At 37.5% G+C, this 23,279-nt stretch carries 21 protein-coding genes and 1 pseudogene; 5 read left to right on the forward strand and 17 right to left on the reverse strand.

Annotated elements, in window-relative coordinates; all coding sequences use genetic code 11:
• Window positions 1-333: 333 nt before the first annotated feature.
• The 12 genes and pseudogenes from dapB to DBU79_RS03735 form a co-directional block, all read right to left on the reverse strand.
• Window positions 334-1,098, reverse strand: coding sequence for a 4-hydroxy-tetrahydrodipicolinate reductase (gene dapB, locus DBU79_RS03680; protein ID WP_154411563.1), 765 nt, complete (start codon window positions 1,096-1,098; stop codon window positions 334-336).
• Between the two features lie 22 nt (window positions 1,099-1,120).
• Window positions 1,121-2,500 (reverse strand): glycolate oxidase subunit GlcD, encoded by a 1,380-nt coding sequence (glcD, locus tag DBU79_RS03685; protein WP_154411564.1) that lies wholly within the window; start codon window positions 2,498-2,500, stop codon window positions 1,121-1,123.
• A gap of 1 nt (window position 2,501) precedes the next feature.
• Entirely contained in the window at window positions 2,502-3,854 is a 1,353-nt protein-coding gene (gene pgbA, locus DBU79_RS03690) for a plasminogen-binding protein PgbA (RefSeq protein ID WP_154411565.1), read from the reverse strand.
• Window positions 3,855-3,864: 10 nt separating this feature from the next.
• Entirely contained in the window at window positions 3,865-4,512 is a 648-nt protein-coding gene (locus DBU79_RS03695) for an NUDIX hydrolase (RefSeq protein ID WP_154411566.1), read from the reverse strand.
• A complete protein-coding gene (gene csd3 / locus DBU79_RS03700; RefSeq protein ID WP_154411567.1) occupies window positions 4,512-5,723 on the reverse strand; it encodes a peptidoglycan DD-metalloendopeptidase Csd3 in 1,212 nt (403 codons plus the stop codon). The genes DBU79_RS03695 and csd3 overlap by 1 nt, the downstream gene beginning before the upstream one ends.
• A 202-nt stretch (window positions 5,724-5,925) precedes the next feature.
• The gene (locus DBU79_RS03705) at window positions 5,926-6,681 is read right to left on the reverse strand and encodes a R.Pab1 family restriction endonuclease (protein ID WP_154411568.1); all 756 of its coding nucleotides are present in this window, start codon (window positions 6,679-6,681) and stop codon (window positions 5,926-5,928) included.
• Window positions 6,668-7,660: a DNA methyltransferase family protein gene (locus DBU79_RS03710; RefSeq protein ID WP_154411583.1), complete on the reverse strand. Its 993-nt coding sequence runs from the start codon at window positions 7,658-7,660 to the stop codon at window positions 6,668-6,670. The genes DBU79_RS03705 and DBU79_RS03710 overlap by 14 nt, the downstream gene beginning before the upstream one ends.
• Before the next feature lie 42 nt (window positions 7,661-7,702).
• The gene (gene gyrB / locus DBU79_RS03715) at window positions 7,703-10,024 is read right to left on the reverse strand and encodes a DNA topoisomerase (ATP-hydrolyzing) subunit B (protein WP_154411569.1); all 2,322 of its coding nucleotides are present in this window, start codon (window positions 10,022-10,024) and stop codon (window positions 7,703-7,705) included.
• Window positions 10,025-10,036: 12 nt separating this feature from the next.
• Complete coding sequence (dnaN, locus tag DBU79_RS03720; protein ID WP_154411570.1) at window positions 10,037-11,161, reverse strand: DNA polymerase III subunit beta; 1,125 nt, start codon at window positions 11,159-11,161, stop codon at window positions 10,037-10,039.
• A gap of 55 nt (window positions 11,162-11,216) precedes the next feature.
• Window positions 11,217-12,285: pseudogene (locus DBU79_RS03725) on the reverse strand (phospholipase A).
• 14 nt (window positions 12,286-12,299) lie between these two features.
• A complete protein-coding gene (locus DBU79_RS03730; RefSeq protein WP_154411571.1) occupies window positions 12,300-13,628 on the reverse strand; it encodes a sodium-dependent transporter in 1,329 nt (442 codons plus the stop codon).
• A 12-nt stretch (window positions 13,629-13,640) separates the two neighbouring features.
• Window positions 13,641-14,969 carry a sodium-dependent transporter gene (locus tag DBU79_RS03735; RefSeq protein ID WP_154411572.1) on the reverse strand — a complete coding sequence of 443 codons (1,329 nt, stop codon included), beginning with the start codon at window positions 14,967-14,969 and terminating at the stop codon, window positions 13,641-13,643.
• A gap of 226 nt (window positions 14,970-15,195) precedes the next feature.
• On the opposite strand from DBU79_RS03735, the gene ybgC reads away from it, so the two are divergent.
• Together ybgC and DBU79_RS03745 are read left to right on the forward strand one after the other, a co-directional pair.
• Window positions 15,196-15,597, forward strand: coding sequence for an acyl-CoA thioesterase YbgC (ybgC, locus tag DBU79_RS03740; protein WP_001203803.1), 402 nt, complete (start codon window positions 15,196-15,198; stop codon window positions 15,595-15,597).
• Window positions 15,587-15,847, forward strand: a complete 261-nt coding sequence (locus DBU79_RS03745) for an HP0495 family protein (RefSeq protein ID WP_130779363.1) — start codon at window positions 15,587-15,589, stop codon at window positions 15,845-15,847. The genes ybgC and DBU79_RS03745 overlap by 11 nt, the downstream gene beginning before the upstream one ends.
• Here the strand turns inward: DBU79_RS03745 and murD are convergent.
• Window positions 15,844-17,112 (reverse strand): UDP-N-acetylmuramoyl-L-alanine--D-glutamate ligase, encoded by a 1,269-nt coding sequence (gene murD, locus DBU79_RS03750; RefSeq protein ID WP_154411573.1) that lies wholly within the window; start codon window positions 17,110-17,112, stop codon window positions 15,844-15,846. The two genes, DBU79_RS03745 and murD, sit on opposite strands and share 4 nt — an antisense overlap.
• The gene (gene mraY, locus DBU79_RS03755; RefSeq protein ID WP_154411574.1) at window positions 17,113-18,174 is read right to left on the reverse strand and encodes a phospho-N-acetylmuramoyl-pentapeptide-transferase; all 1,062 of its coding nucleotides are present in this window, start codon (window positions 18,172-18,174) and stop codon (window positions 17,113-17,115) included.
• Between the two features lie 126 nt (window positions 18,175-18,300).
• On the opposite strand from mraY, the gene DBU79_RS03760 reads away from it, so the two are divergent.
• From DBU79_RS03760 to DBU79_RS03770, 3 genes are all read left to right on the forward strand, one after another.
• Complete coding sequence (locus DBU79_RS03760; RefSeq protein WP_154411575.1) at window positions 18,301-19,143, forward strand: HpaA family protein; 843 nt, start codon at window positions 18,301-18,303, stop codon at window positions 19,141-19,143.
• Window positions 19,144-19,242: 99 nt separating this feature from the next.
• On the forward strand, window positions 19,243-19,431 hold the full coding sequence (gene rpmB, locus DBU79_RS03765; protein WP_001119008.1) for a 50S ribosomal protein L28: 189 nt from the start codon (window positions 19,243-19,245) through the stop codon (window positions 19,429-19,431).
• Between the two features lie 149 nt (window positions 19,432-19,580).
• Window positions 19,581-20,717, forward strand: a complete 1,137-nt coding sequence (locus DBU79_RS03770; protein ID WP_154411576.1) for a potassium channel family protein — start codon at window positions 19,581-19,583, stop codon at window positions 20,715-20,717.
• Window positions 20,718-20,932: 215 nt separating this feature from the next.
• Here the strand turns inward: DBU79_RS03770 and DBU79_RS03780 are convergent, their stop codons facing one another.
• From DBU79_RS03780 to DBU79_RS03790, 3 genes are all read right to left on the reverse strand, one after another.
• Complete coding sequence (locus DBU79_RS03780; RefSeq protein WP_195834221.1) at window positions 20,933-22,120, reverse strand: ATP synthase subunit B family protein; 1,188 nt, start codon at window positions 22,118-22,120, stop codon at window positions 20,933-20,935.
• The gene (locus DBU79_RS03785; protein ID WP_134890075.1) at window positions 22,117-22,542 is read right to left on the reverse strand and encodes a RipA family octameric membrane protein; all 426 of its coding nucleotides are present in this window, start codon (window positions 22,540-22,542) and stop codon (window positions 22,117-22,119) included. The genes DBU79_RS03780 and DBU79_RS03785 overlap by 4 nt, the downstream gene beginning before the upstream one ends.
• A 91-nt stretch (window positions 22,543-22,633) precedes the next feature.
• On the reverse strand, window positions 22,634-23,279 hold a 646-nt coding region (locus DBU79_RS03790), incomplete at its 5' end, for a PBECR3 domain-containing polyvalent protein (RefSeq protein WP_459411369.1).

Genomic DNA, 23,279 nt, shown 5'->3' on the forward strand with positions numbered 1-23,279 from the left:
TAAATGAAATTCAAAACAATCACAATAACGCCCTAAATCCAAACCATAAACGCTACCCTTTGTAAGCCTTGCTAATTTTTGCTATAATAAAGCCCTAACTAAAATCACTCATTTTATTTTAGTTAGGCTCCTTGAATTAAAATTATAGTAAGTCTTGCTAGACTTGTGTCCTAGCCACACGAGGCAAGATCAATCCTTAAAAAAACAAACCTTTCCAATACAGCTTGATTGTCAGCAATATCCCTTATAGCAGTAAAAGCCCTTTAATAAGGCTAATAAAGGGCGGTGATTTCATTATAGAAGCGTGCATCTATACAAAAAGAATTAAAACATTCAACCAAACATTTCGCTGATTTCATATTTTTTAGCGGCTTTATCCTTAAGCCACAGAGCCACTTCTAAAGCCCCTTTAGCAAAAATAGATCGGTTAGTCGCTGTATGGCTAAGCTCTATGTATTCGCCCTCTAAATAAAACCCTATCGTGTGCTTCCCGGCAACATCGCCCCCCCTTAAAGTGGCTATGCCAATGCTTTCTTTAGAGCGCAAACCTTCTCTGTGAGTGGTAAGAGCGTTTTTTTCATCATACCCCCTAGCCTTAGCGCAAGTTTCATACAAACTCAACGCAGTGCCGCTCGGGGCGTCTTTTTTGAGATTGTGGTGCGTTTCTACAATTTCAATATCCGCATCTTTTAATTTCAAAGAGGCTAAAAAGACTAATTGATTGAGCATCATGATCCCTAAAGACATGTTGTGCGCATGCAAAAGCGGCGCTTTTAAGGCTAATTGTTGCATTTTTTCTAGCGTTTCTTTTTCTAAACCGGTCGTGCCAGAAACTAAAATTTTAGGGCATTCTAAAAGAGCCTCTAGCAAATGATCCACGCCTTTAGGTAGAGAAAAATCAATCACGCATTCGCAAGCTCTCACAAACGCTTTTAAATCATTGGTTACTAAAGGGGTGTGCGAAAAAGAGCTGAAATCTGTTTCGCATTTTTGCCTAACAAACACGCTAGACAGCGCTAATCCCTTATACCCCCCTTTTAATTCTTTTAAAAGCAGTTTCCCTATACGACCGCTCGCTCCATAAACACCGATTTTCATGCGCTTTCCTTGCTTTTCAATCTTACAACCCCATTTTAAAAGGGTTTAAAATATTATTAGGATCAAGGGCTTTTTTAATATTCCTAAAAAGCTCCATTTCACTATGATTAAACGCTAAAGGCATGAATTTAGCTTTAGACAAGCCTATGCCATGCTCCCCGCTTAAAGTCCCCTCCAAACTAATAGCGGCCTGAAAAATCTCTTCCATAGCCTTATGGCCTTTTTCTAAATCTCTTTTAGGATCTTCTAGCATGATATTCACATGCACATTGCCATCGCCCGTATGCCCAAAACAAGGGATTTTAAAGCCGTATTTTTGGCTGATTTTGGCGACTTCTTGCAACAAACTCGGCAAACTCGCCCTAGGAACGGTTACATCTTCATTCAATTTCTTTTTACCATAAACGCTAATACTTTGAGAAGCGTTACGCCTTGAAAACCATAAATCTTGCTCTTCTTGTTCGTTTTGAGCGATCTTAAAACCCACGCACCCATTGGCTTTAAAATGCTTTTCTATCTCATTGAGTTGCCATGCAATCTGCTCTTTTACCACGCCATCTACTTGAGTGATGAGTATCGCTCCAGCGTCTTTGGGTAAGCCTTTAGAAAATCGTTCCTCAACCGCTTTGATGCTCAAATTATCCAAAAATTCCATCGCCACAGGCGTAACGCCGCTGCTCATTGTCTTATAAACAGCATTCATGGCGTCTTCAATATGGTTAAAAACCCCCATCGCGCTTTGTTTTAGGGGCGGTTTGACTAAAAGCTTTAAAGTGATTTCAGAAATCACGCCCAAACACCCCTCACTAGCGATCATCAGCCCTGCAACATTAAAGCCTGCGACATCTTTGATCGTTTTTTTGCCTGCCCTTATGATTTCACCATTCGCTAAAACCACTCTCATCGCCATGACATAATCTTTCGTGATGCCGTATTTAGCCGCGCGCATGCCACCGGCATTTTCAGCGACATTCCCCCCTAAAGTGCTTTGATTCTCACTCGCTGGATCTGGGGGGTAGAATAGATTCAATTTTTCCACTTCGTTTTGGAAATGCTTGTTGATCACGCCCGGTTCTACTCTAGCGATTAAATTTTTAGTGTCAATCTCTAAAATCTTATCCAAATGCTTTTCCACGCTTAAAACTAGCCCTCCGCTCACGCTCAACGCTCCCCCGGTGAAACCGCTCCCAGCCCCCCTAGGCACAACGATAATGCGATGCTCGTTGCAATATTTTAAAATCTGGCTGATTTCTTGCTCATTTTTAGGGAAAATCACACCGCTAGGCAAATGCCTTTCTTTGGTAGCGTCATAGCAATAAGCGTTCAAATGCGCTAAATCAGTGAAAAAATCCTCTCCCCCTACCAGGTTTTTAAAATATTGGATGTGTTGCTTCTCTAACATGCTATTTTTTACCCGCTTCTAGAGCCTTTCTTCGCTCTTCAAGCTCTTTTTCATCTCTTTCTTGATGCTCTTTGGCTCTTTTTTCAAATTCTCTCGCCCTTTGTTCGGCTTTGGCTTTTTTCTTTTCTTCTTTCAAGCGGCGTTTTTCTTCTTTAGAGCTTGGTTTTGACGCTTCTTTTTTAATGGCACTCTCTTTTAAGACAGGAGTGTTTTCTGTGTCTTTTGGAGTGGCGTTATTTTCATGACTTGGCTCTTTAGTGGCTTCTTGTTTGATTTCTTGCTCATTTTCTTTGGCATTGGCTTTTTCATTGCCTTGATCCATGCCTAGAGCCTTCCTCCTCTCTTCAGTCTCTCTCTCATCTCTTTCATCATGCGTTTTTTCTTTTTCTTCAAATTCCATAGCCTTTTTGGTGGCATTGGCTTTTTTCCTTTCATCTCTTAAATAGCGCCTTTCTTCTTTAACATCAAGTTTGCGCTCTGCTTTTTGGTAGTTTTTCTCTTCTAAAGTAGGAGCGTTTTCTGTGCCTTGATTGGCTTTTTTAGGCTCTTTAATGGCCTCTTGCTTGATTTCTCGTTTAATTTCTCTAGAATCAATCCTTTCTTCTTGCTTTTTAATCCTTACTTCTTTGCGTTTTTCCTTTTTCACTAAAGCGTCATAGTAAGCAAAATAATTTTTAGATTGACTGCCTGAAAAAAGTTTCCCTAGCGTGCCTGCATCAATGCCCTCAACCCTAGAAAAAAACGGCGTAGAAGTTTTAGTAACGCCGCTTGTATCCAGCTCTCTTTTTTCTAAAATTTCAAAACTCTCACAGCTTAAAATATTGAGCGTGTTCGTGGTTACAATATAAATCACCCCCACGCTATAAACATTGCACGCTTTCCTTAAATTAGCGATTTTTGGGTCAAACCCGTTCAAAAAAGTAACCAACAAATCAGAACTAATAAAATTAATATCGGTGTTAGTCGCTCTGATTTGCTCATAGAGTTCATCATTAGGAGCGATTAAAAACGCTTGGTTGTTGAATTGCCTAAAATAGACTAAATCCCCCTTTCTAGCGACCATTCTTGGAGTGGGTAAATGGCTTTGTTTCATAGACTCAAACGCTCTGAATTTAGCCGTTGCAACACCATTTTCAACGGCAATAATGACCACTTCAGAATTAACGATTTCATAATCTGAAAGTTTAGTAACGACAAAACCAAACTCCCCCACTTGCAAATCATGAGCCGGAAAACGAATGATTTTTTTAGGCAAATCCACAAATTCTATACTCACTCTTAAGGGTTCTTGCCAAGAGGCTGATTGCAAGCTTATAAAACTCATTAGAAGAAGTCCTATCAAAAGCCTTAACATAAAATTCCTTTTAAACATTTTTAATATTTTTAAATTTTTTTAAATGCCATAAAATGGCTAAAGACAATCCGGTGGTTTTAGCGTATTGAAAATCCATTATAAAATCAAAAGCTTTTGATCGCTCTAAAAACAGCACTTCAATCTTTTCGGCATCAATCCCCCCACCCTTTGAAACCTTCAAACCCTCATGCACTTCAGCGTAATAGAGCGTTTGCAAACTCCCGCTCAACCCGGTCGCGCTATAAAATTGGCCTATGGTTTCTAAATTTTTAGGGCTAATTTGATAACCGCATTCTTCTAGTGCTTCTTCGCAAGCGATTTCTTCTAAACTCTTATTAGCTTTATCCACAAGCCCCGCGCACAATTCATAAGTGTATCCGTCAATATTTTGATCTTGATCGCACTTAAAATGAAAATGGCGCGCATAAATGGCTGGGCGGAATTGTTTCACAATCACAAAGCAATCGGATTCTTTTTCATAGAGTAAAACCGCCACGCTGTCTAAAGACTTAATAATATCCCATGTTTTCTTAGTATTCTCTTCATTATAATGCATGCGTTTTAATTCTATGAAATTAGAGCTAGAACAAGGCTCTAAATACACACTGGAATTATCTATTAAAGATTTTTGATTGAAAGCATTCTTAAAATAAGACATTAAAAACCCTCTAAAAGATAAAATGAATTTTTTTCAAAAGAATGGGTTTTAAGAAGTTCTTCTAATTTTTGCTTAGAATGCTGAGCTTTTTCTAAAAAAACCTCTCTTTGCTTGCCGTGTAATTTGCTTTTAGCGGTGCGGATATAGCCTAAAGGATTAATGGGGCGGGAGTTTTTATACACGCCAAAATGCAAATGCGGCCCGGTGCTTAAACCGGTGCTTCCCACTCTCCCTATGATTTGCCCTTTTTTAACGAATGATCCTTTTTTTAACCCCTTAGCAAACGCGCTCATGTGAGCATACACTAGGCGCAATTCGTTCAAATGGATTTCAACCACATTCCCATACCCCACCTTAACCCCTATAAAACCCACACGCCCGTCTGAAGCAGAATGGATCAAACTGCCATGTTTAGCCGCATAATCCACGCCGTAATGAGGCCGTCTGACTTTTAAGACAGGATGGAACCTCCCATACGAAAAAGGCGAAGAAATGCGGGTGTATTTCACTGGGGTTTCTAGTAAAAACCCTGCCACTTCTTGCGCCTTTGAGTCATAATAGCGCCCGTTTGAATGGGAAAAAAGATAGTATTGGTTAAAGCGAGAGCTAATCATGGCTATTTTAATGGTTGGTTGGCCAAACGCTTGCCCCACACGATAATCCCTTGTATAAACGATAGCGATTTTATCGTTTTTTGCTAGGCGTTTAAAAGGCACGCTTTTTTTATACGCGTTCATCAATTGGTTGGCTAAAAGGAGGTCATTGGTGGCTTTGACAATATCTTGATAGGGCGAAGTTTGCAAAGAAAGAAGGAGGGTTTTTTCTTTACGAGTGAAGATAATGGGGATAAAGTCTAAAAAATAATCCTCTCCTTTTTTGTAAATATGGATTTGCAAATCCTGACTTATAGGGATAAGGGCTTGAATGAGCGTGTTGTTAGCATCTCTTAAGGTGTAGTAGGTAACATTGCTTTGAATTTCAGCGCTCAATTCTTTATCTTGAGAGCTTAAGTTGTAGTAGAGTTTTTGAGGGATATGGTTTTTTTCTAAAAACCCTAACAGCGTGAGCTTATCCCACACAAGCCTTTCACCCACCAATAAAGTTTGCTTTTTAGCCATTTCATCGGCTTTTAAAAGAACCCCATGGGATAAAAAAGCAACCATTAAAGAATAGATAAAATTTAAAATAATTTTCTTATGAAAAAATACCATGCAGTTGTTTAATGCCTTCAATTGAATCTGTATTTTATTAGTATAACATAAGCCGTTAAAGAAAAACGATACAAGTTTGAAGCCTAGCCTTGTTTTTATAGCTTTATGGAGCGCGTTTTATTGGTGCATGGTGGTTTCTCATAAATGGTTTTATCTCGCCTTATAGCGTTGGGTATTCCTTTTTAATCAATCCGTATCATTGTTAATTTTGAAGTATTTTTTTTAAAATCTTTAACACATCGTCATGGTGCACTTGGCTTAAAAGTCCAAAAATTTTAAGCATTTCTAAAAACATGGGAGCGTTGGTTTTATGGATAATCAAAAGAGCATGTTCTTTGGGCGTAGCCGTTCTGTTTAATAAGGGAGGAGCGGTTTTTAACTCCAAAATAGAAAAGCAAAAATACAGCATGGCTTGGGTTTTAGAACCATATTGTTGTTCTCTAATAACAATTTCGCTCAATTGATTATCATTAAAAGAATGAATGAGTAAAGGATAAAAAATGTGTGAAAGTTCAAAATCCATGCCACCAAATTGATGTGATCTAAATCTTTCTCTTGTAATCATAAAATTATCTTCTATAAATTGTTTTTGTTTTTCTAAATATTTTAAAGTATTTTCTAAATTTTCTAAACTGATTAAATCTAATTGCTTGGCATAGTAAATAATCTCGCTCAATTCATAAAGAGTTTTTACTTTATTATTAGCCCCTAAAAAATGATATTTTTTATCTTTTAAAGTAGTAAGTTCAAATTTTTCTTTATCTTTAATGGGGACATCATAACCGATTTGCCACTCTACATAATGCTTTAAACTAAAAGGGATTGTTCTAGTCGCTGTTGAAACACCATAATCGCTAAAGGCATGTCTGATTTTCACACGCACTTTGCCTGAAATTGAAGTTAAAGGAATAAAAATCCCAATCACTTTTTCATCATGGTTAATTTTAATCAAACTCACAAGCGTGTCCTTGAAACAATTTTTTAAAATATTCTAAACGCACTCTTTTATCTTTTAAAAAAGCGTCTTTAATTTCTAAAAAAGCGGAATTTTCAATAATAATATCCAAATTACCAAAATAATAAGGGATTTTAGGGGCAATTTCCTTAAAATAATGGATATATTGGTAATAGATCAATTTATCTTGACTGATTCGCACCGCATTTTCGCTTGGCGCGTTTAAAAAAGTTTTGTTGCGTTTAAGGGCGTTAATGTCTCGCATGGGGAAAAAATAGCCCACGCATGCATCAACCTTTTTAGCGTTAGGGTATTTATCCACATAATTGGCTATATAGTCAAAATCGTTTAAGCATAGCGTCGTATCGCAATCAGTTGGAAAAATAAAACGCCTAATATCTGCATAGTCCATTCGCCCTCGCTCATATAAAGCTATCACAATAGGAAATTCGTTACTTTTAGTGAAAGATTTAGAAGAAACAACAAAAGCGTCTAAAAGCCTGTAATTATCCTTAAATAGCTTTAATTGCTTAAAATTAGCTTCTTTGATGAGATAAGATAAAGGGTGTAACACGCAAATAAACGCCGGCTTTAAAATTGCAAAAGATCTTAAAAAACTTATCCCTAAATCCCTAGACTTCAAATCGTTGTCTATCTCAAAAATGAAATCTTTATCTTTAATATTTTGTTTGATAAAGGAAGTTCTATCATTATAGGGGGGATTGCCCACGATGATTAAAGGCTCATCTTGGTTAATACCATAATTTTCTCTTTTAGGATTAGCTAGAGCGTTTATTATTAAAGCACCACAATTAGGGTCAATATCCGCTCCTATTTTTTTAGGGTGGTGGAGCTTTAAAAACTCTTGATTGCCACATGCGGTGTCTAAAAGCGTGTAGTCTTCAATACCAACATGCTTTTTTAAAAGCTTGTAAGTGCAATCCACTAAATAAGGGGGCGTGTAATAAGCCCCTAAATTCACGCTCTCTCGCTTATTTAAATGTTTAGGGTTAATCAAAATCCCTTACACATCTAGCTGCTTCACATCTTTAGCATGCGCTTGGATAAAGGCTCTTCTAGGCTCTACCTCATCGCCCATGCAAAGCGAAAAGACTGCGTCGGTTTTTTCTAAATCTTCAATTTTGAGTTTGATTAAGCTGCGGTTTTCTTTGTGCATAGTCGTTTCCCACAAATCATTAGGGTTCATCTCGCCTAGCCCCTTATAGCGCTGGATATTCGCTCCCTTTTTAGCGTGATTTTCCACTTCTTCTAAAAACGCCAAAATATCCTTATTTTCTAAGAAATCTAAATTATACTCCATAAGTTTTTGGTAAGTGTAATTCGCTTCTTCAAACAACACTTCTTTAAAGAGATTGTCATCTAGGTTAAATTCCACCAAGCCTTTAGGGGTTTGCGCGTGCAAATGCAAGCTTTCTTCAGTAGCAAAAGAGCGTAAAATCTGGTAATTCAAGCCCTCTAATTTTTCCAAAATGCTTTTTTCTAAAATTTTCATATCAAAGCTTAAGGCGTCCTTAGTTTCAATCAAAAAGCGTAAAATTTCTAGCAAATTGTAGCGTTTTTCTAATTCCAAAAGCACATAGCGGTAATGGCGTGCCACTTTTAACAAATTCATCAAATCGTTCTTGCCAATCCCTTCAATATCCACCGAATTGATGCCATGCTCAATTAAGAAATGATCCAAAGCGACGCTGTCTTTAAGATAGATTTCTGTCTTGCCTTTCTTGTATTTGTAAAGAGGGGCTTGAGCGATATAAACATGCCCTTGTTCAATCAGCGGGCGTAAATAACGATAGAAAAAAGTCATCAGTAAGGTTTGGATATGGCTCCCATCCACATCAGCATCGGTCATGATAATGATTTTATGATAGCGCAATCTTTCTATATCAAAACTCTCTTGAATGCCGCACCCAAAAGCCGTGATCATGTTTTTAATTTCTTCTGATTTTAGGATTTTTGACAAATGGCTTTTTTCCACATTTAAAATCTTACCTTTTAAGGGCAAGATCGCTTGGAAAACCCTATCGCGCCCTTGTTTAGCACTCCCACCCGCACTATCGCCCTCCACTAAAAAGATTTCACTCTCTAAGGGGTCTTTACTCTGGCAATCGGCTAATTTTCCAGGCAAAGTGCCGACACTCAAATTATCTTTTTTCCTTGTAAGCTCTCTGGCTTTTTTACTGGCTTCTCTGGCTTTTGCGGCTAAAAGGGCTTTATTGGCAATGATTTTGGCTTCGTTAGGGTTTTCTTCTAAAAATTGGTGGATTTTATCATAGACTAATTTTGAAACCAACGCACGCACATACGAACTACCGAGTTTGGATTTAGTCTGCCCTTCAAATAAAGGCTCGCTCATTTTCAAGCTCACAACCGCAATCAAGCCCTCCTTAATGTCTTCAGAAATGGGGCGGGATTCTCTGGTCTTAATGTTTTCATCAATATATTGTAAAATCGCCCTAGACAAGCCCATTTTAAAGCCCGCTTCATGCGTGCCACCCTCAGAAGTTTTAATATTATTCACAAAGCTTAAAGTATTTTCATTGTAATCATCAGCATACGCCAAAGCGACCTCTATAGAAGTGCGCGTTTCTTCATCCATGCTTTTAAACGAAATAATGGGGGTGAGCAACTCTTTTTTAGCGCTGTCTTTAACGAATTGTTTCAAGCCGTCTTCATAGAAATAAGTCTCTTGCAGTTGGGTTTTTTCTTCTTTGAAAGAAATTTTTAAGCCATCGTTAAGATACGCCATTTCTTTGAAGCGTTTTTGCAAAATACCCGCTTGAAATTCAACGACCTCCATCACGCTTTCATCAGGGAAAAATTCAATAGTCGTGCCGCTTTCTTTAGCACTTTTGGTTTTGCCAATGATTTCAAGCTCGCTAATGGGGATACCCTTTTCAAACTCTTGGCGATAGATTTGACCCTCTTTTTTAATGGTCATAATCAAGCGTTTGCTCAAAGCGTTCACAACCGAAACGCCCACGCCATGCAAACCGCCTGAAACTTTATAAGTATCATTATCAAACTTGCCCCCCGCATGCAAAATCGTTAAAACCACGGTGCAAGCGGGGATTTTTTCCGTAGGGTGAATATCTACAGGAATGCCTCGCCCGTTATCTTCTACAACGCATGACCCCTCACTAGTCAAAGTGATATTAATCGCATCGCAAAAACCCGCCATGCTCTCATCTACAGCGTTATCTACGACTTCATACACCATGTGGTGCAACCCGCCCACATTGGTATCTCCAATATACATTCCAGGGCGTTTCCTAACCCCCTCTAAGCCTTTTAAAACCTTAATACTATGGCTCTGGTAATTTTGCATTCAATCAAGCCTTTATAATGTGATTGGCATCATCAAAGTGGAGATTTTAGCGCTCAAGTGGCTTTGCTTTTCATCAAGAGGCTCTTGGATTAAAAAAGGCGAAGAAGGCTCATTGCATTTTAAAATAAATTGCGTTGTCCCTAAAGCGTTTAAGGCTTCGAGGAAAAATTTAGCGTTCACGCCCAAATGAAAGGCTTTTTCAATATCCAAACCTTTTTCAATCTCAACAGAGGTTTTAGCCGTTTCGCTATGCTCAGAATCCAAAGATTCAAACAAAGCGTTGTTTTTTTCTAAAGTGAGTTTAATGGTGGAGCTTAAAGAACTGCACAACTTAATGCTCTCTTTAAATTCTTCCTTGCCTAAAGTGAAAGAAGAAGCGTATTCTTTGGGGAGGATTTTTTGATAATCGGGGTAATTCCCATCAATAAGCTTGGTGAAAAAAGTGTGCGTTTCGTTTTCAACCACCGCCAACATGCCATCGCTTTTAAAACTGAAATTTTCATAAAAAAGCTTAAGGATTTCTAATAAAGCTCTTTTAGGTAAAATGCAAGAGATGTCTTCTTCAGTGGAATGGATAGAAACTTTTTCTAACTGCGTGTAAGAGAGCCGTTTGGTATCCGTGCCTACCACTGAAAGGGTTTGATGTTTTTGATTGAATTGCATTAAAATACCGGCTAATTCCCTTTTATGGCTGGTTTGCTCAATCACAGGAGCGATCTTTTTAAACGCATCGGTTAAAAAGGGGGCATTGACTTCTAAACCCACTTTTGGCTCAATAACAGGGAATTCAGGAAACTCATCAGCGTCAAACATGGGGAGTTTGAAAGAGCTTTTATTTTGTTTGATCACCAAGCTGTCATCTTTAGTTTCTAAAATAATATTAGAGTCTTTTAAACATGAGATAATATCCAAAAACTTTTTCCCGTTGATCGTGCCAACGCCCTCTTTATCGCTAGATTGCGTAAAAATATAGCTTTTTAGCCCAATATCGGAATCGCTAGCTTTCAAAAAAAGCTTTTCTTTAATGACTTCTAAATGGATGTGTGAAGCGATAGAAGAAGCATCCTTTTTATCCAAAAAAGCTTGCAAGTAGCGCAAAGCATTTTCTAAATCGTTTTTACTAACACTGATTTTCATAGCTGAATAATCCCTTTGAATTTTTGGTCTTAATTATAGCATAAAAGAACGCTTTTTAAGGGTTTAAGCGTATTCCTACCCCTATACGATTGGAAAAAACATCGTATTCATACAAGCCATCGCCATAGCCATTAAACCACTGCGCATAAAACCCCACAAAAGGGTTAATGCGGTAGGTATAGCCTAAGCGGAAAGCTCCATGCCAGCGATCATAACGCCAGTATTGCGTGAAAATATCATAAAGTTGCAATTCAAAATGATGGCGCCCTCTCCTGTAATCAACTTTAGCGTTACCATACCCCATATAATCAATCAAATTAGGGTTGGATTGATCATAAGGGACATAGGGCCAATAAGCGACCATGATTTTCAAACCTCCCTTTTCCCACACCAAACGAAACACAGGGCGTTGCCCCGCACTCACCGAACGACACCCCCCCCCAGCGCACATCTTTTTGCCCGTTATAATCTTTAACGATTACAGGTTGTCCTGGAAACTGGTTTTCGGGATTGCCTTCTTTATTAAAAGGCTGGTAGCATTGCGCACCCCCTACGCCATTAGAAATGTGTTGCCAACCTATCCAAATCTCAGAAAATTTCCCTATTTTACCCCCAAAAGGTTCAAAATTGATAGGATAAACATAAATGAGTTCAGGCATGAAATTGATCATTCGCATGGGAGCGGATTGGGGGTTATTGTAAATTTGAAACCAGTCAGTTTGGGTATAAGCCAGATAAAGCGTGCCTTTAGTCCAAAGAATATGCCTAAACACAGGCACTCTAAAACTAATTTGGAACTTAAACTCATTGCGTTGATACGGGTTGATATTGGGGTGGTACCATTGAAAAATGGGGGTGAAACTATGATAAAAAGGCAAAAAATAAGTGCCTAGATAATCCATCATGTTTAAATATTTTTTAGCAAAATCCATCCAAGAATGTTCTTTGGGGGCTTTTTGTGGAGAGAGATACCAGGCATTGGACAAATCGTTTTGCGTTTTAATGATGTGCAAATCCTGTTTGCGCAAATAGTAGTTATAATCCACCTTAAAATTATCTTGTGAAAATTTTTTGCCTTCTAACTGACAAACTACAAAAATCATAAAGAGCAAAATGCTTTTCATCAAGCATCCTTATTTCACTTAAATTGCAAGATGAAAATCGCTAAAATCACTACAGGCGCGATAAAACGAACGCTAAAATGCCACGCTTTAAAAGCGTTTGCGTTAAAGAAATGCTTCGTGGCTAAAAAAGAGTGCTTTTTATTTAAAACCCACCCCACAAACAAGACTGAAAACAAGCCTCCCAAAGGCATTAAAAATGAAGAAGTGATGAAATCCAGCCACCCAAACACGCTCTTATGAGCAAAACTCAAAAACTTAGCGTATCGTTCATTCATAGAAAGGATGACTAAAACTCCTAAAACATACACAACAACCCCTATCCATAGCGACGCTTGAGTGCGCGAAAAATTAAAACGATTGATTAAATAAAGCGCTAAAGGCTCTATCAAAGAAACCGTAGAGGTGATCCCGGCAAAAACAAGCGCCATAAAGAAAAAAAGCGAAACGATCTGCCCGCTTGTTCCCATTTTAGCGAAAGTCAAAGGTAAGGAAATAAAAACAAGCCCTGGCCCTTGAGAAACATCCGCATGGTATTCAAACACAAAGGTAAAAATCATCACCCCGGCAATCAAAGAGATTAAAATACCGGGCAAGACAATAAATAAAGAGCTTTTGAACAGATTTTCTTTTTTGGGCGTGAAAGCTGAATAAGTAATAATCGTGCCTACCCCCAAACTCAAAGAAAAGAACATCTGCCCTAAAGCGTCCATAACAATCTTAAAATCAATCTTTTGAATCTCAAAATCAAATAAAAAGTGCAAAGCTTTAGGCATGCTTTCTAAAGTCATCGCATAGATTAAAAGCCCTATGAAAATCACAAACAATAACGGCATAAGCACTACATTTAATTTTTCAATCCCCTCTTCAATCCCCCTAGAAACAAACCATATTGTCGGCAATAAGCATGCACTAAAGCCAATAACAGGCCAGATTAAACTGCCATTTTGGAGCATGCTAAATTGCATTTTAGCCTGCTCTAAATCTTTAGGCAAATCAAAAGTTACTACAAAAAGATAGTAAAGCACCCAGCCTAACACCACCGCATAAAAGGATAAAATGAGAGGGCCGCCTAAAATAAAAAAAGAAGTGAAAGGGTAATATTTTTTCCTTTTAGGATCCAGTATTTGATAATTAGAAACAACATCTTTTTTACCCAAATTCCCAATCAGCATTTCCACTAAAAGCATAGCAACGCCTAAACTCAAGGTTAGCGCCAGATACAAAAGCACAAACGCACTCCCCCCATTATGGCCTACCATATAAGGAAAGCGCCAGATATGCCCTAAACCGATAGAGCTACCTAAAGTGGCTAAAATAAAGCCTAATTTAGAAAATTTTCCCATGCTAAATATTTTTTAATAAATCTTGCTCAACCAAATGGAAAACACAATTAAAGGGGTGATATATTTAAGCAAGAAATACCAAGTTGCAAACAATTTAGGGCCTAAAAAATGCACGCTCAAAAGACGCAATTTTTCTTTTTTCAAAACCCAGCCCATAAAAATAAAGGTTGCCATCCCGCCTAAAGGCATGATAATGGTGCTTGAGGCAAAATCCAACCAATCAAAAAGACTTTTTTCAAAGAAAGTGAGATAGTCTTTATAATCCTTATGGAGCGAGAAAATCAGCACCACGCCTACCACAAAAATTAGCGCTACAAGACCCCAAGTAACCTTAAAACGAGAGTATTGATACTTTTCGGTAAGATACATCACGCTTGGCTCTAATAAAGCCACCGTAGAAGTGATGCCAGCAAAAGCGAGCGCGAGCAAGAAAAGAATTGAAACAAGAACGCCTATCGCTCCCATTTGGCCAAAAACCACCGGTAAAGAAGTGAAAATTAACCCTGTGCCTTGTGAGACATTCGCCCCATATTCAAACACAAAAGTGAAAATCATAAGCCCTGCCACAAGAGAAATTAAAATCCCTGATAAAACCACCCAAATGGTGCTTTTAAGCAAATTCTGCGTTTTATCCGTAACCGCAGCATAAGTGATATTGATCCCTAAACCGATGCTTAAAGAAAAGAAAACCTGCCCCAAGGAATAAGTGAACACTTGAGAAGTCAAATCTTTTGGTTTGAAATCAAACATGAAATGGAAAGCTTTAGAAAAAGAATCCATGCTCATCGCATAGAAAAGCAAACCAAAAAAAGTGGCAAAGAGTAAGGGCATTAAAACCAAATTGAGTTTTTCAATGCCTTCTTTAATCCCCCTAGAAACAATCCATCCGGTTATGAATAAAACGCTAAAAAGCCCTATGGATTGTAACCCTATAGACTGCAAAGTTTGAGTAAAAATTTGTTCAGATTCTTGGATATTGTTAGGCAAATTAAAACTAATACTCACTAAATAATAAAGCACCCAACCTAAAATGGTGCCATAAAAAGTCAGTATTAAAGGCCCAGAAATAAGCAAAAGCCCTGCGTATCTCCAGCGTTTGTTAGGGTTAGTGTCAAGCTCTTTAAAAGCTTCTGTTACATTTTTTTGAGTGCTTTGTCCTAATAGCATTTCAGCGATAAACATCGCCGCACCAACGCTTAAGGATAAAAATAAAAACAATAAAACAAAAGCACCCCCACCGCTCACCCCAGTCATGTAAGGAAAGCGCCAGATATGCCCTAAACCTATCGCGCTCCCTAAAGCCGCTAAAACAAATCCTAATTTAGAAAAATGATTACCCATATCTTTATCAAACTCCTTGTAAATGATTGAAATTAAAGAGCTATGTCCTTAATGTCCAACTATTGCTGTATTAGCTTTTTAAAATCTTTAAAGATCTTAAGATGTAAGAAAAAACCCACTTTAAAAATACCTAAAAAATATAAAGCAACGCCCCTAGATTATACTATAGTTAAGTTACATATTGTATAATTTTAAGAAAATTTCATTATTTAAGTAAGGGGAATTAATGCGCTGTAGGGTATATTACGAAGATACCGACTCTGAAGGCGTGGTCTATCATGCGAATTATTTGAAATATTGCGAAAGGGCTAGGAGCGAGTTTTTTTTTAAACAAAATGTCTTGCCAGAAAATGAAGAAGGCGTGTTTGTTATCCGCTCTATCAAAGCGGATTTTTTCACCCCCGCAAGCCTTGGGCAGGTCTTAGAAATAAGAACGCAAATTAAAGAATTAAGAAAGGTTTTTGTGGTGCTTTTTCAAGAAATTTATTGCATCCAAAACGCTTCTTTAGAGCCTATGAAGCCTTTTAAGGTCTTTGCCTCAGAAATCAAGTTTGGCTTTGTCAACCGCTCCACATACAGCCCTATTGCCATTCCTAAAGTGTTTAAGGAGCTGTTCAATGCCATCTGATTCAGGAAAACCCACCATTATTTACCCTTGTCTTTGGGATTATAGGGTGATTATGACCACTAAAGATGAAAGCGTGTTAAAAGAGCTTTTAGAAACCTACCAACGCCCCTTTAAATTGGAATTAAAAAACACTTCTAAAAACGCTAAATTTTATAGCTTTAATGTTTCTATGGAAGTTTCAAACGAAGCAGAACGGAACGAGATTTTTCAAAAAATTTCACAATTAGACCAAGTGGTTCAAACGCTTTAATCTTTTAAAACAAACGCTTTAAATCTTTCACCCCTTTCTTTATACGAAGAAAATTGATCCAAACTGGCCGCGCTTGGGGAAAGCAAAGCGACTTCATTTTGCGATAAAACGCTTTTAATTTCTTGAACCGCTTTTTCTAACTCCAAACAAACCTGACAAGAAACATTAAATTCTAACGCTAAGGCTTGGATGATAGAAGCGCTTGATCCTATGGCATAAAGGCTTACTTCATAATTTTTAAATTCTTCAAAAAGGGGGGTTAAATTGACCCCTTTAATATCGCCCCCTAAAATCAAATGGATTTTTTGGTTTTTAAAGGTTTTTAGAGCTTGTAAGGTGGCATCAATGTTCGTGGCTTTGCTGTCATCTACCCACAAACGCCCTTGTTTATCCCTAAATTCTTCCATTTTATGCGAGCCAATTTTAAAAGCATTCAGTCTTTTAAGGGCGTTTTCTCTATAATCTTGCCATTTTAAATTCTTTATTTTTAAAAATTGCTCATAAACTAAAAGGGCTAAGGCAGCGTCTAATAAAAACGCTCCCTTAAAAAAAAGGGCGTTAGAAGGGATTTTTAAACGCTCTAAAACCTCTTCGCTTTTGTCAAAAAAGATTTTTTGCGCTTGCGAGTTTTGAACGCTTGAATGTTCTTTGAATTTTAAAGGGAGGATAGCGAGCGAAGTTTTAGGCATCAATGTTAAAACCTTGAGTTTAGCGTTCAAATAATTTTCAAAATTGCAATGCCAAGTCAAATGATCAGCTTCCACATTGATGAGCAAGTAGATTAAAGGGTAAGCCTTATTGGTGTAATGCAAAGAAAAGGAGCTTGTTTCTAACACCCACAAAAGCGATTGCTTTTCAAACAATTCAATCAAGGGCGTGCCGATATTCCCCCCACTCACAGCCTTAAAATCTTCTAAAAGCGTGGTGAGCATTTCTGTCGTGGTGGTTTTCCCGTTAGTGCCGCTAATACTGATTATAGTAGGCGTGAAAACAGAATCAAACAAGCTATCAATATAATCGTATTCGCTCACTAAATGCTTGGCTTTTATGACTAAAGGGTGCGTGAAACTAATGCCAGGGCTGACTACCTCTAATTGGGAATCATTAGGGTTAAAATCCTTACTGGGATAACAAAGAAAACCCTCTCTATCCTTATGAAATGAAAGGAATTTATCATCAAAAAATTTGACTTCGTTATGGTTTTTTTTAAAAAAACGCGCTAGGGCTAGAGTGGTTTTGCCATGCCCCAATAAAGAGATTTTCATTCAGCGCACCTTTAAGCTTAAAAGAGCGACTAAATTACTCAGCATGGAAATGATCCAAAAACGCACGATCACCTTATTTTCTGCCCAACCCTTTTGCTCAAAATGATGATGGATGGGTGCCATTAAAAAAAGGCGTTTTTTACGGGTTTTATAACTCCCTACTTGCAAAATCACCGACAGAGTTTCTATTACAAAAATAGATCCCATTAAAACGAGTAAGATTTCATTGTGCGAAACAATAGCGTTATAAGCGATAAACCCTCCTAAGGCCAAACTCCCGCTATCGCCCATAAACACGCTTGCCGGGTTGCAGTTATACCACAAAAAGCCAAAGAGTGATCCCACTAACGCTAGCGAGATAACAAACAATTCCCCCACATCTATGACTTTAGGATAGAGCAAGTATTTAGAAAATTCCGCATTCCCTGCCACATACACAAAGATAGAAAGGCTTAAGAGGGTGAAAATGCTAGGCACACTCGCTAAGCCGTCTAACCCGTCGGTTAAATTCACCGCATTGCTTGTGGATAAGAAAACCAACACCCAAAAACCAACCGCTAAAATTGCGGGCATTTCAAACAAGGGGTTTTTCAAAAAAGGCGCGTATAAAAAAGTGTCTAACCCCTTAAGGTTCAACAAAACAGACACCACAAGCGAAAGAATAAAAAGCATGCCAAATTTCATTTTCGCGCTCATTCCGGCGTTATTTTGTTGGTTGATTTTAGTGTAATCGTCTCTAAAACCCACAAAACTAAAGCCCACTAACACGATTATCCCTAACAACACATAAAGATTACTCAAAGACGCGCACAACACGCTCGCAACAATGGTTGCAAAAACAAAAACAATCCCTCCCATCGTAGGGGTATCCTTTTTATTCTGGTGGCTTGGCACGAAGCTAGAAATGGGCTGGTTAGCCTTTTTAGCCTTGGCCCATAAAATGAATTTAGGCATTAAAAAAAGCGTGAGGAAAAAGGCTATGAAAAACCCTAACCCTGCTCTAAAGGTTAAATACTGGAAAAGATTGATATTAAAATAGCCATACAATAAAGAATAGAGCATAAAATCCCCTAAAATCGCCATGCTTGAAATTTAGAAAAAAAGAAAATTGTAGCGCAAATTGACTCGCTTAAAATCAGCATGAGTTAAAGTATAATCACGCTATAACTTAATTTTTGGGAGTGCTTCATGAATTGTTTCTTTTTTAAGCGTTTATTTTTTCCTCAAAGACTTTGTTTTAAAACGCTAATCGCTTTGGGGCTTTCAAGCGTGTTGGTTGGTTGCACGATTAAACCAGTTGCTGAAGTAAAACCCCAAAACCAACAAGAAAAACCCATTCAAGTTAATGAAAAAATCCAAACCACTCAAAAAGTAACGCCATTCAATTTTAACTACTCTTTGCATGTCGCCCAAGCCCCACAAAATTATCGTTTGATCGGTATTTTAGCGCCGCGCATTCAAGTGAGCGATAATCTAAAACCCTATATTGATAAGTTTCAAAACGCTTTAATCAATCAAATCCAAACTATTTTTGAGAAAAGAGGCTATCAAACGCTCTTTTTTAAAGATGAAAGCGCTTTAACTTTACAGGATAAAAGAAAGCTTTTTGCTGTTTTAGATGTGAAAGGGTGGGTGGGCGTTTTAGAAGATTTGAAAATGAATTTAAAAGATCCCAATAATCCTAATTTAGGCACGCTAGTGGATCAAAGCTCAGGCTCTGTGTGGTTTAGTTTTTATGAGCCAGAAAGCAATCGTGTAGTCCATGATTTTGCTGTGGAAGTGGGAACTTTTCAGGCAATAACCTACACTTACAAACAGAGTAATTCTGGAGGGTTTAATTCTTCAAACAGCATTATCCATGAAGATTTAGAAAAGAATAAAGAAGATGCGATCCATCAGATTTTAAACAAAATATACGCTTTAATCATGAAAAAAGCCGTAACGGAATTGACAGAAAAAAATATTTCTCAACACAAAGAGGCGATTGATAGAATGAAAGGGTTTAAAAGTTCTATGCCTCAAAAAAAGTAGTTCTTAAACGAACCATTTAAAAATTAGCCTTAAAATCAGTCTTTTTAAAGGCTATTTTAAGTATAATGCAAAGTTTATTTCAATATTTAAGGATACACAATGGCAAAAAGATGCACTTTAACTTTTAAAGGGCCTATGGTAGGCAATCATGTCAGTCATGCGAACAACAAAAATAAACGCCGCTTACTCCCTAACTTGCGATCGATTAAGATCCAATTAGATGACGGCACGACTAAACGCATTAAGGTGGCTGCTTCCACTTTAAGAACCATGCGTAAAGGGGCTTAGCCGTTTAGGGTTTTTACAACATCTTTAAAAACCCTTAAAACTAAACTCCTTTATTAAGTATCAATTCTAGTGTGATCGGGCTTGATATTTTAAGGGAGTTTAAAGATGAAACGCTTTCAAAAGAATTTATTTTGATCTAGGAATTGGTTTTGTTTGAAAAGTTGAAATTTTTTAAAATCAAAAAAGACGATGAAAATCAGCCAGAAGTCAATTTAAATTCTGAAATCTATGAGCAATTTAAGGTCTTTAGACTCCCGCTTATTTTAATCCAATTGCTTGTGCTTTTAGGCACTCTAGGATACTTCGCCCTAGAAAATTATAGCCTTATGCAAGCTTTCTTTCAAACGACTTACACCATGACAGCTACAGGGTTTGGCGCTTTAAATGAAAGCCAGTTTGGGCCTATAAGTATTTTTTTAACTTCCATTTTGATGTTTTTTGGGGCAGGAATTATTGCCTTTAGCGTGGCTATTTTAGTTAGCGTGGTCAATAAAGGCACGCTTACCAGATTGATTAAGGAGAAAGGTATGATTTATAAAATCGCACGCCTTAAGGATCATTATGTGATTTGTTACCACAATGAATACACCATTGAATTGAGCAAGCAGTTCCGCTCCGCTCAAATCCCTTTTGTGGTCGTGGATAATGACCCTAGTTTTGAAGAAGAAGCCATTAAGCACAAATACCCCTACTATATCATAGGCGATCCGCACACCAATTTAGCCATGCTAAAAACCCACTTAAGCAGCGCTAGGGGCGTTGTGGCGTTGTCTAAGATTTTACCGGTGAATGTGGCGTTAATGGTGAGCGTGCGCTTGTTTGAAAAGGAATTGAAGCGCAAACCTTACCACATCATTGCGAGCGCGCATAGCGATGAAGGCTTAGAAAAATTAAAAAAATTAGGGGCTGATATGGTGGTTTCCCCTACAAAACTCATGGCGCAGAGAGTGAGCGCGATGGCGGTGCGTCCGGATATGGAAAATATATTAGAGCGTTTTATCAATAAAAAAGACACGCTTTTAGACTTAGAGGAAGTGATTGTCCCTAAAACCAGCTGGCTTGTGTTAAGGAAATTAAAAGAAGCCCATTTTAGAGAGATCGCTAAAGCGTTTGTGATTGGTATCACTCAAAAAGATGGCAAATACATCCCCATGCCTGACGGGGAAACGATTATTGCAAGCGAATCCAAACTATTAATGGTTGGTACTTCAGAAGGCGTTGCGACCTGTAAGCAACTCATTGCCAACCATCAAAAACCCAAAGAAGTGGATTACATTTCCTTGTGATTGATACAGCCCTTTTTAAATAAAAAAGGCTTGACTCTCATCAAATATGGATAATAAAATCTAAAAAATGCTAAAAACATTTTTTACAATCCATAGCAAAGAGCTTGGCGTTAGTCAAAAAGCTTTAGTTATTCATGTTTGGTGAGAACAGATCCAAGATTTAAAATGGATTTTAGGCTTATTTTTCTCACACCCATACGCTCAATGAGAGTTAATTATAACCCTTTTAAAGCCCTCTTTGTTGATATAATCGTTACGAGGCTCTCATTGAAATAATTGATATTCCCGTAAAAATACCCATGATACAATCCTAAAACACCGCTCAAATTCTCCACTAAAAGCTTTGTGTGGTAGGTTTGCGCGGTGTATTTATATACGATCTTTTGAATGCTTTCTTTCAAAAAGCCTTCTTGCGTTTTTAGCCCAAAAAACGCGCTATTTTCTGTTTTTTGCGCCGTAACGAAATTAAAAAATACTTCTATTTCGTATTTTTTGCTTGTTTCTAGCGTGTAATCGCTCAAGTCTTTGATTTTTTGCTCCCATCCGCCTTGAATGTAAATCGTGTTTCTAATGTAGAAAATCCCGCTATACAAACCGCTAAACTTCGGCTTTAAGGTTTCTAAAAGTTCGTTAAATGCGGTTTGTTTCGCTTGCGTGATCTCGCTTGTAGCTTGTTGTTTTTCTTGCGTGATGTTGCTTAGCGCTTGCGTTTTATTGGTGTTTATTTCGTTATTAGCACTTTCTTTCGCTTCGTTAATGTTGTTTATCGCTTGCGTTTTATTGGCGGTTATTTCGTTATTAGCGGTGGTTTTCGCAAGTGTAAGCGCTTCAAGGCTTTGGGTTTTGTTTTCGGTGATTTGGTTATTAGCGTTTTCTTTGGCTTGTGTTATTGCTTCAAGGCTTGCGGTCTTGTTTTCGGTGATTTGATGGTTAGCGTTATCTCGTGCTTGGTTTAAAAAGATTTGATAGCTCGTTAAAAGCCTTGTAGTGGTTTCTATCAATTGATTTTCTAGCTTTTTAACTTCGCTTTTAATGTTCTCGGTGTTAGCGTTTAAGGTGTTGGTTACTTCTTGCTCGTTGGCGTGCATGCTCGCATTGAAATCGTTAAAAAAGTGCTCGTATTCTCGCATCTTGGCTTTTAAGCTCTCGCCTGCGTGAGTAAGCCACTCAATAGAATTTCTTAAACTGCTATCGATCTCGTTGGCGTTTTTAAAAAAATCCAAACTCAAAAGCACTTCTAAAATCCTAACGATGCCTTTAAGGCTTAATTCCACTTGATCCGTGAAAAGATGATTACCTTTTAAAGCGTTCTGTAATTGCTTTAATAGCTCGTTAGTGATTTCTTTCACTTCGGGCTGTTCGGTTAAATCTAGCGCGCTATTAGGCAAATTAGGGTAATTCATTTCAACACTCCGTGATTATCTATAAGAGAGAGGGTAACACGCATGCCCACAATTAAATAACTCACTAAGAAAAAAATAAGCGATACATTTTCTACATTAAAAAACATTTTTAACTTTTCATTAAGTTTTTTAATATTTTCCCATTCATCATTAGTTACTTCCATTTTTAAATCCTTTTCTAATTCGCTAACGCTGTCAAATTTTAAGCTTTTAGTGCTTTGAAAATCTTTCTGCTTGTTTTGCCACTCATAAACTAAATAGCAACCTACCACTAAAAACCAAAACCACAAATGAGGCTTATTGGTAAAACTCACGCCCAAACACACCATATTAAGACCAAAAAAAAGTAAAAGCGTTTTGATGCGTTTAAGAAGCGTAGTTCTCGCTTCTAAGATCATGTCAAATGGTTTGATTTCTTTCATTTGTTTAATCCTTATTTAGTTTTTTTGTGGTATAGTTTCAAAATACATTAGCTTTATCAAATATGTCTAGCACTCAGCTCATAACTGATGGTCAATTGCTATTCTGAGATTTTGCTAATGTTTTCTTATAGATTAAACTATCCTTATAATTTCCTCTTGCTTTATACATTGTTTTTAGCATTAGTTCATTCTTAGCATTTGATACTTGCTCTACTACTACAAAAAATCCATTTGTTTGATTAAAACTCGCTACTACCGGCTGGTTTTGATTATCTTTTAGTTTTAAGGTTTCATTAGCTTGTTTGGATAATTCCCTATAATTAGCTATATCTTCATACGCTAAATTTTTGTGTTCTTTTAGTATATGGTTAATAGCTTGATAGTCAATAACCGCCCTTGCGTCGTTTGGATATTTCAAACTTAAATCTTTAGCAAAACTTGGCTCTATCTTTTCAACCGCTATTCGTTTATGATTTTTTTGAATGTATTCAACCGCTTCTGCGTTTAAATTTTGTATTCCTAAAATAGGCATACTGCTTCCAGTTCGTGGGCTTTCATCAATGAGTTTTTTAATTTCATCAAAAGATAGTTTTTTAACTGCTTCAGCTTTAGCTTCTTTCTCTGTTTCTTCTATGGCTTTCTTACTAGCTTCCTTACTCCCTTTCTCTTTTTCTTTTTGCATGTCCTTAACGGCTTGTATCAAGCGCTTTAACGAAGGGTTATTTTCGTTCGGCTCT

This window comes from Helicobacter pylori, from assembly GCF_009689985.1.
GTDB classification, from domain to species: Bacteria; Campylobacterota; Campylobacteria; order Campylobacterales; family Helicobacteraceae; genus Helicobacter; species Helicobacter pylori_CG.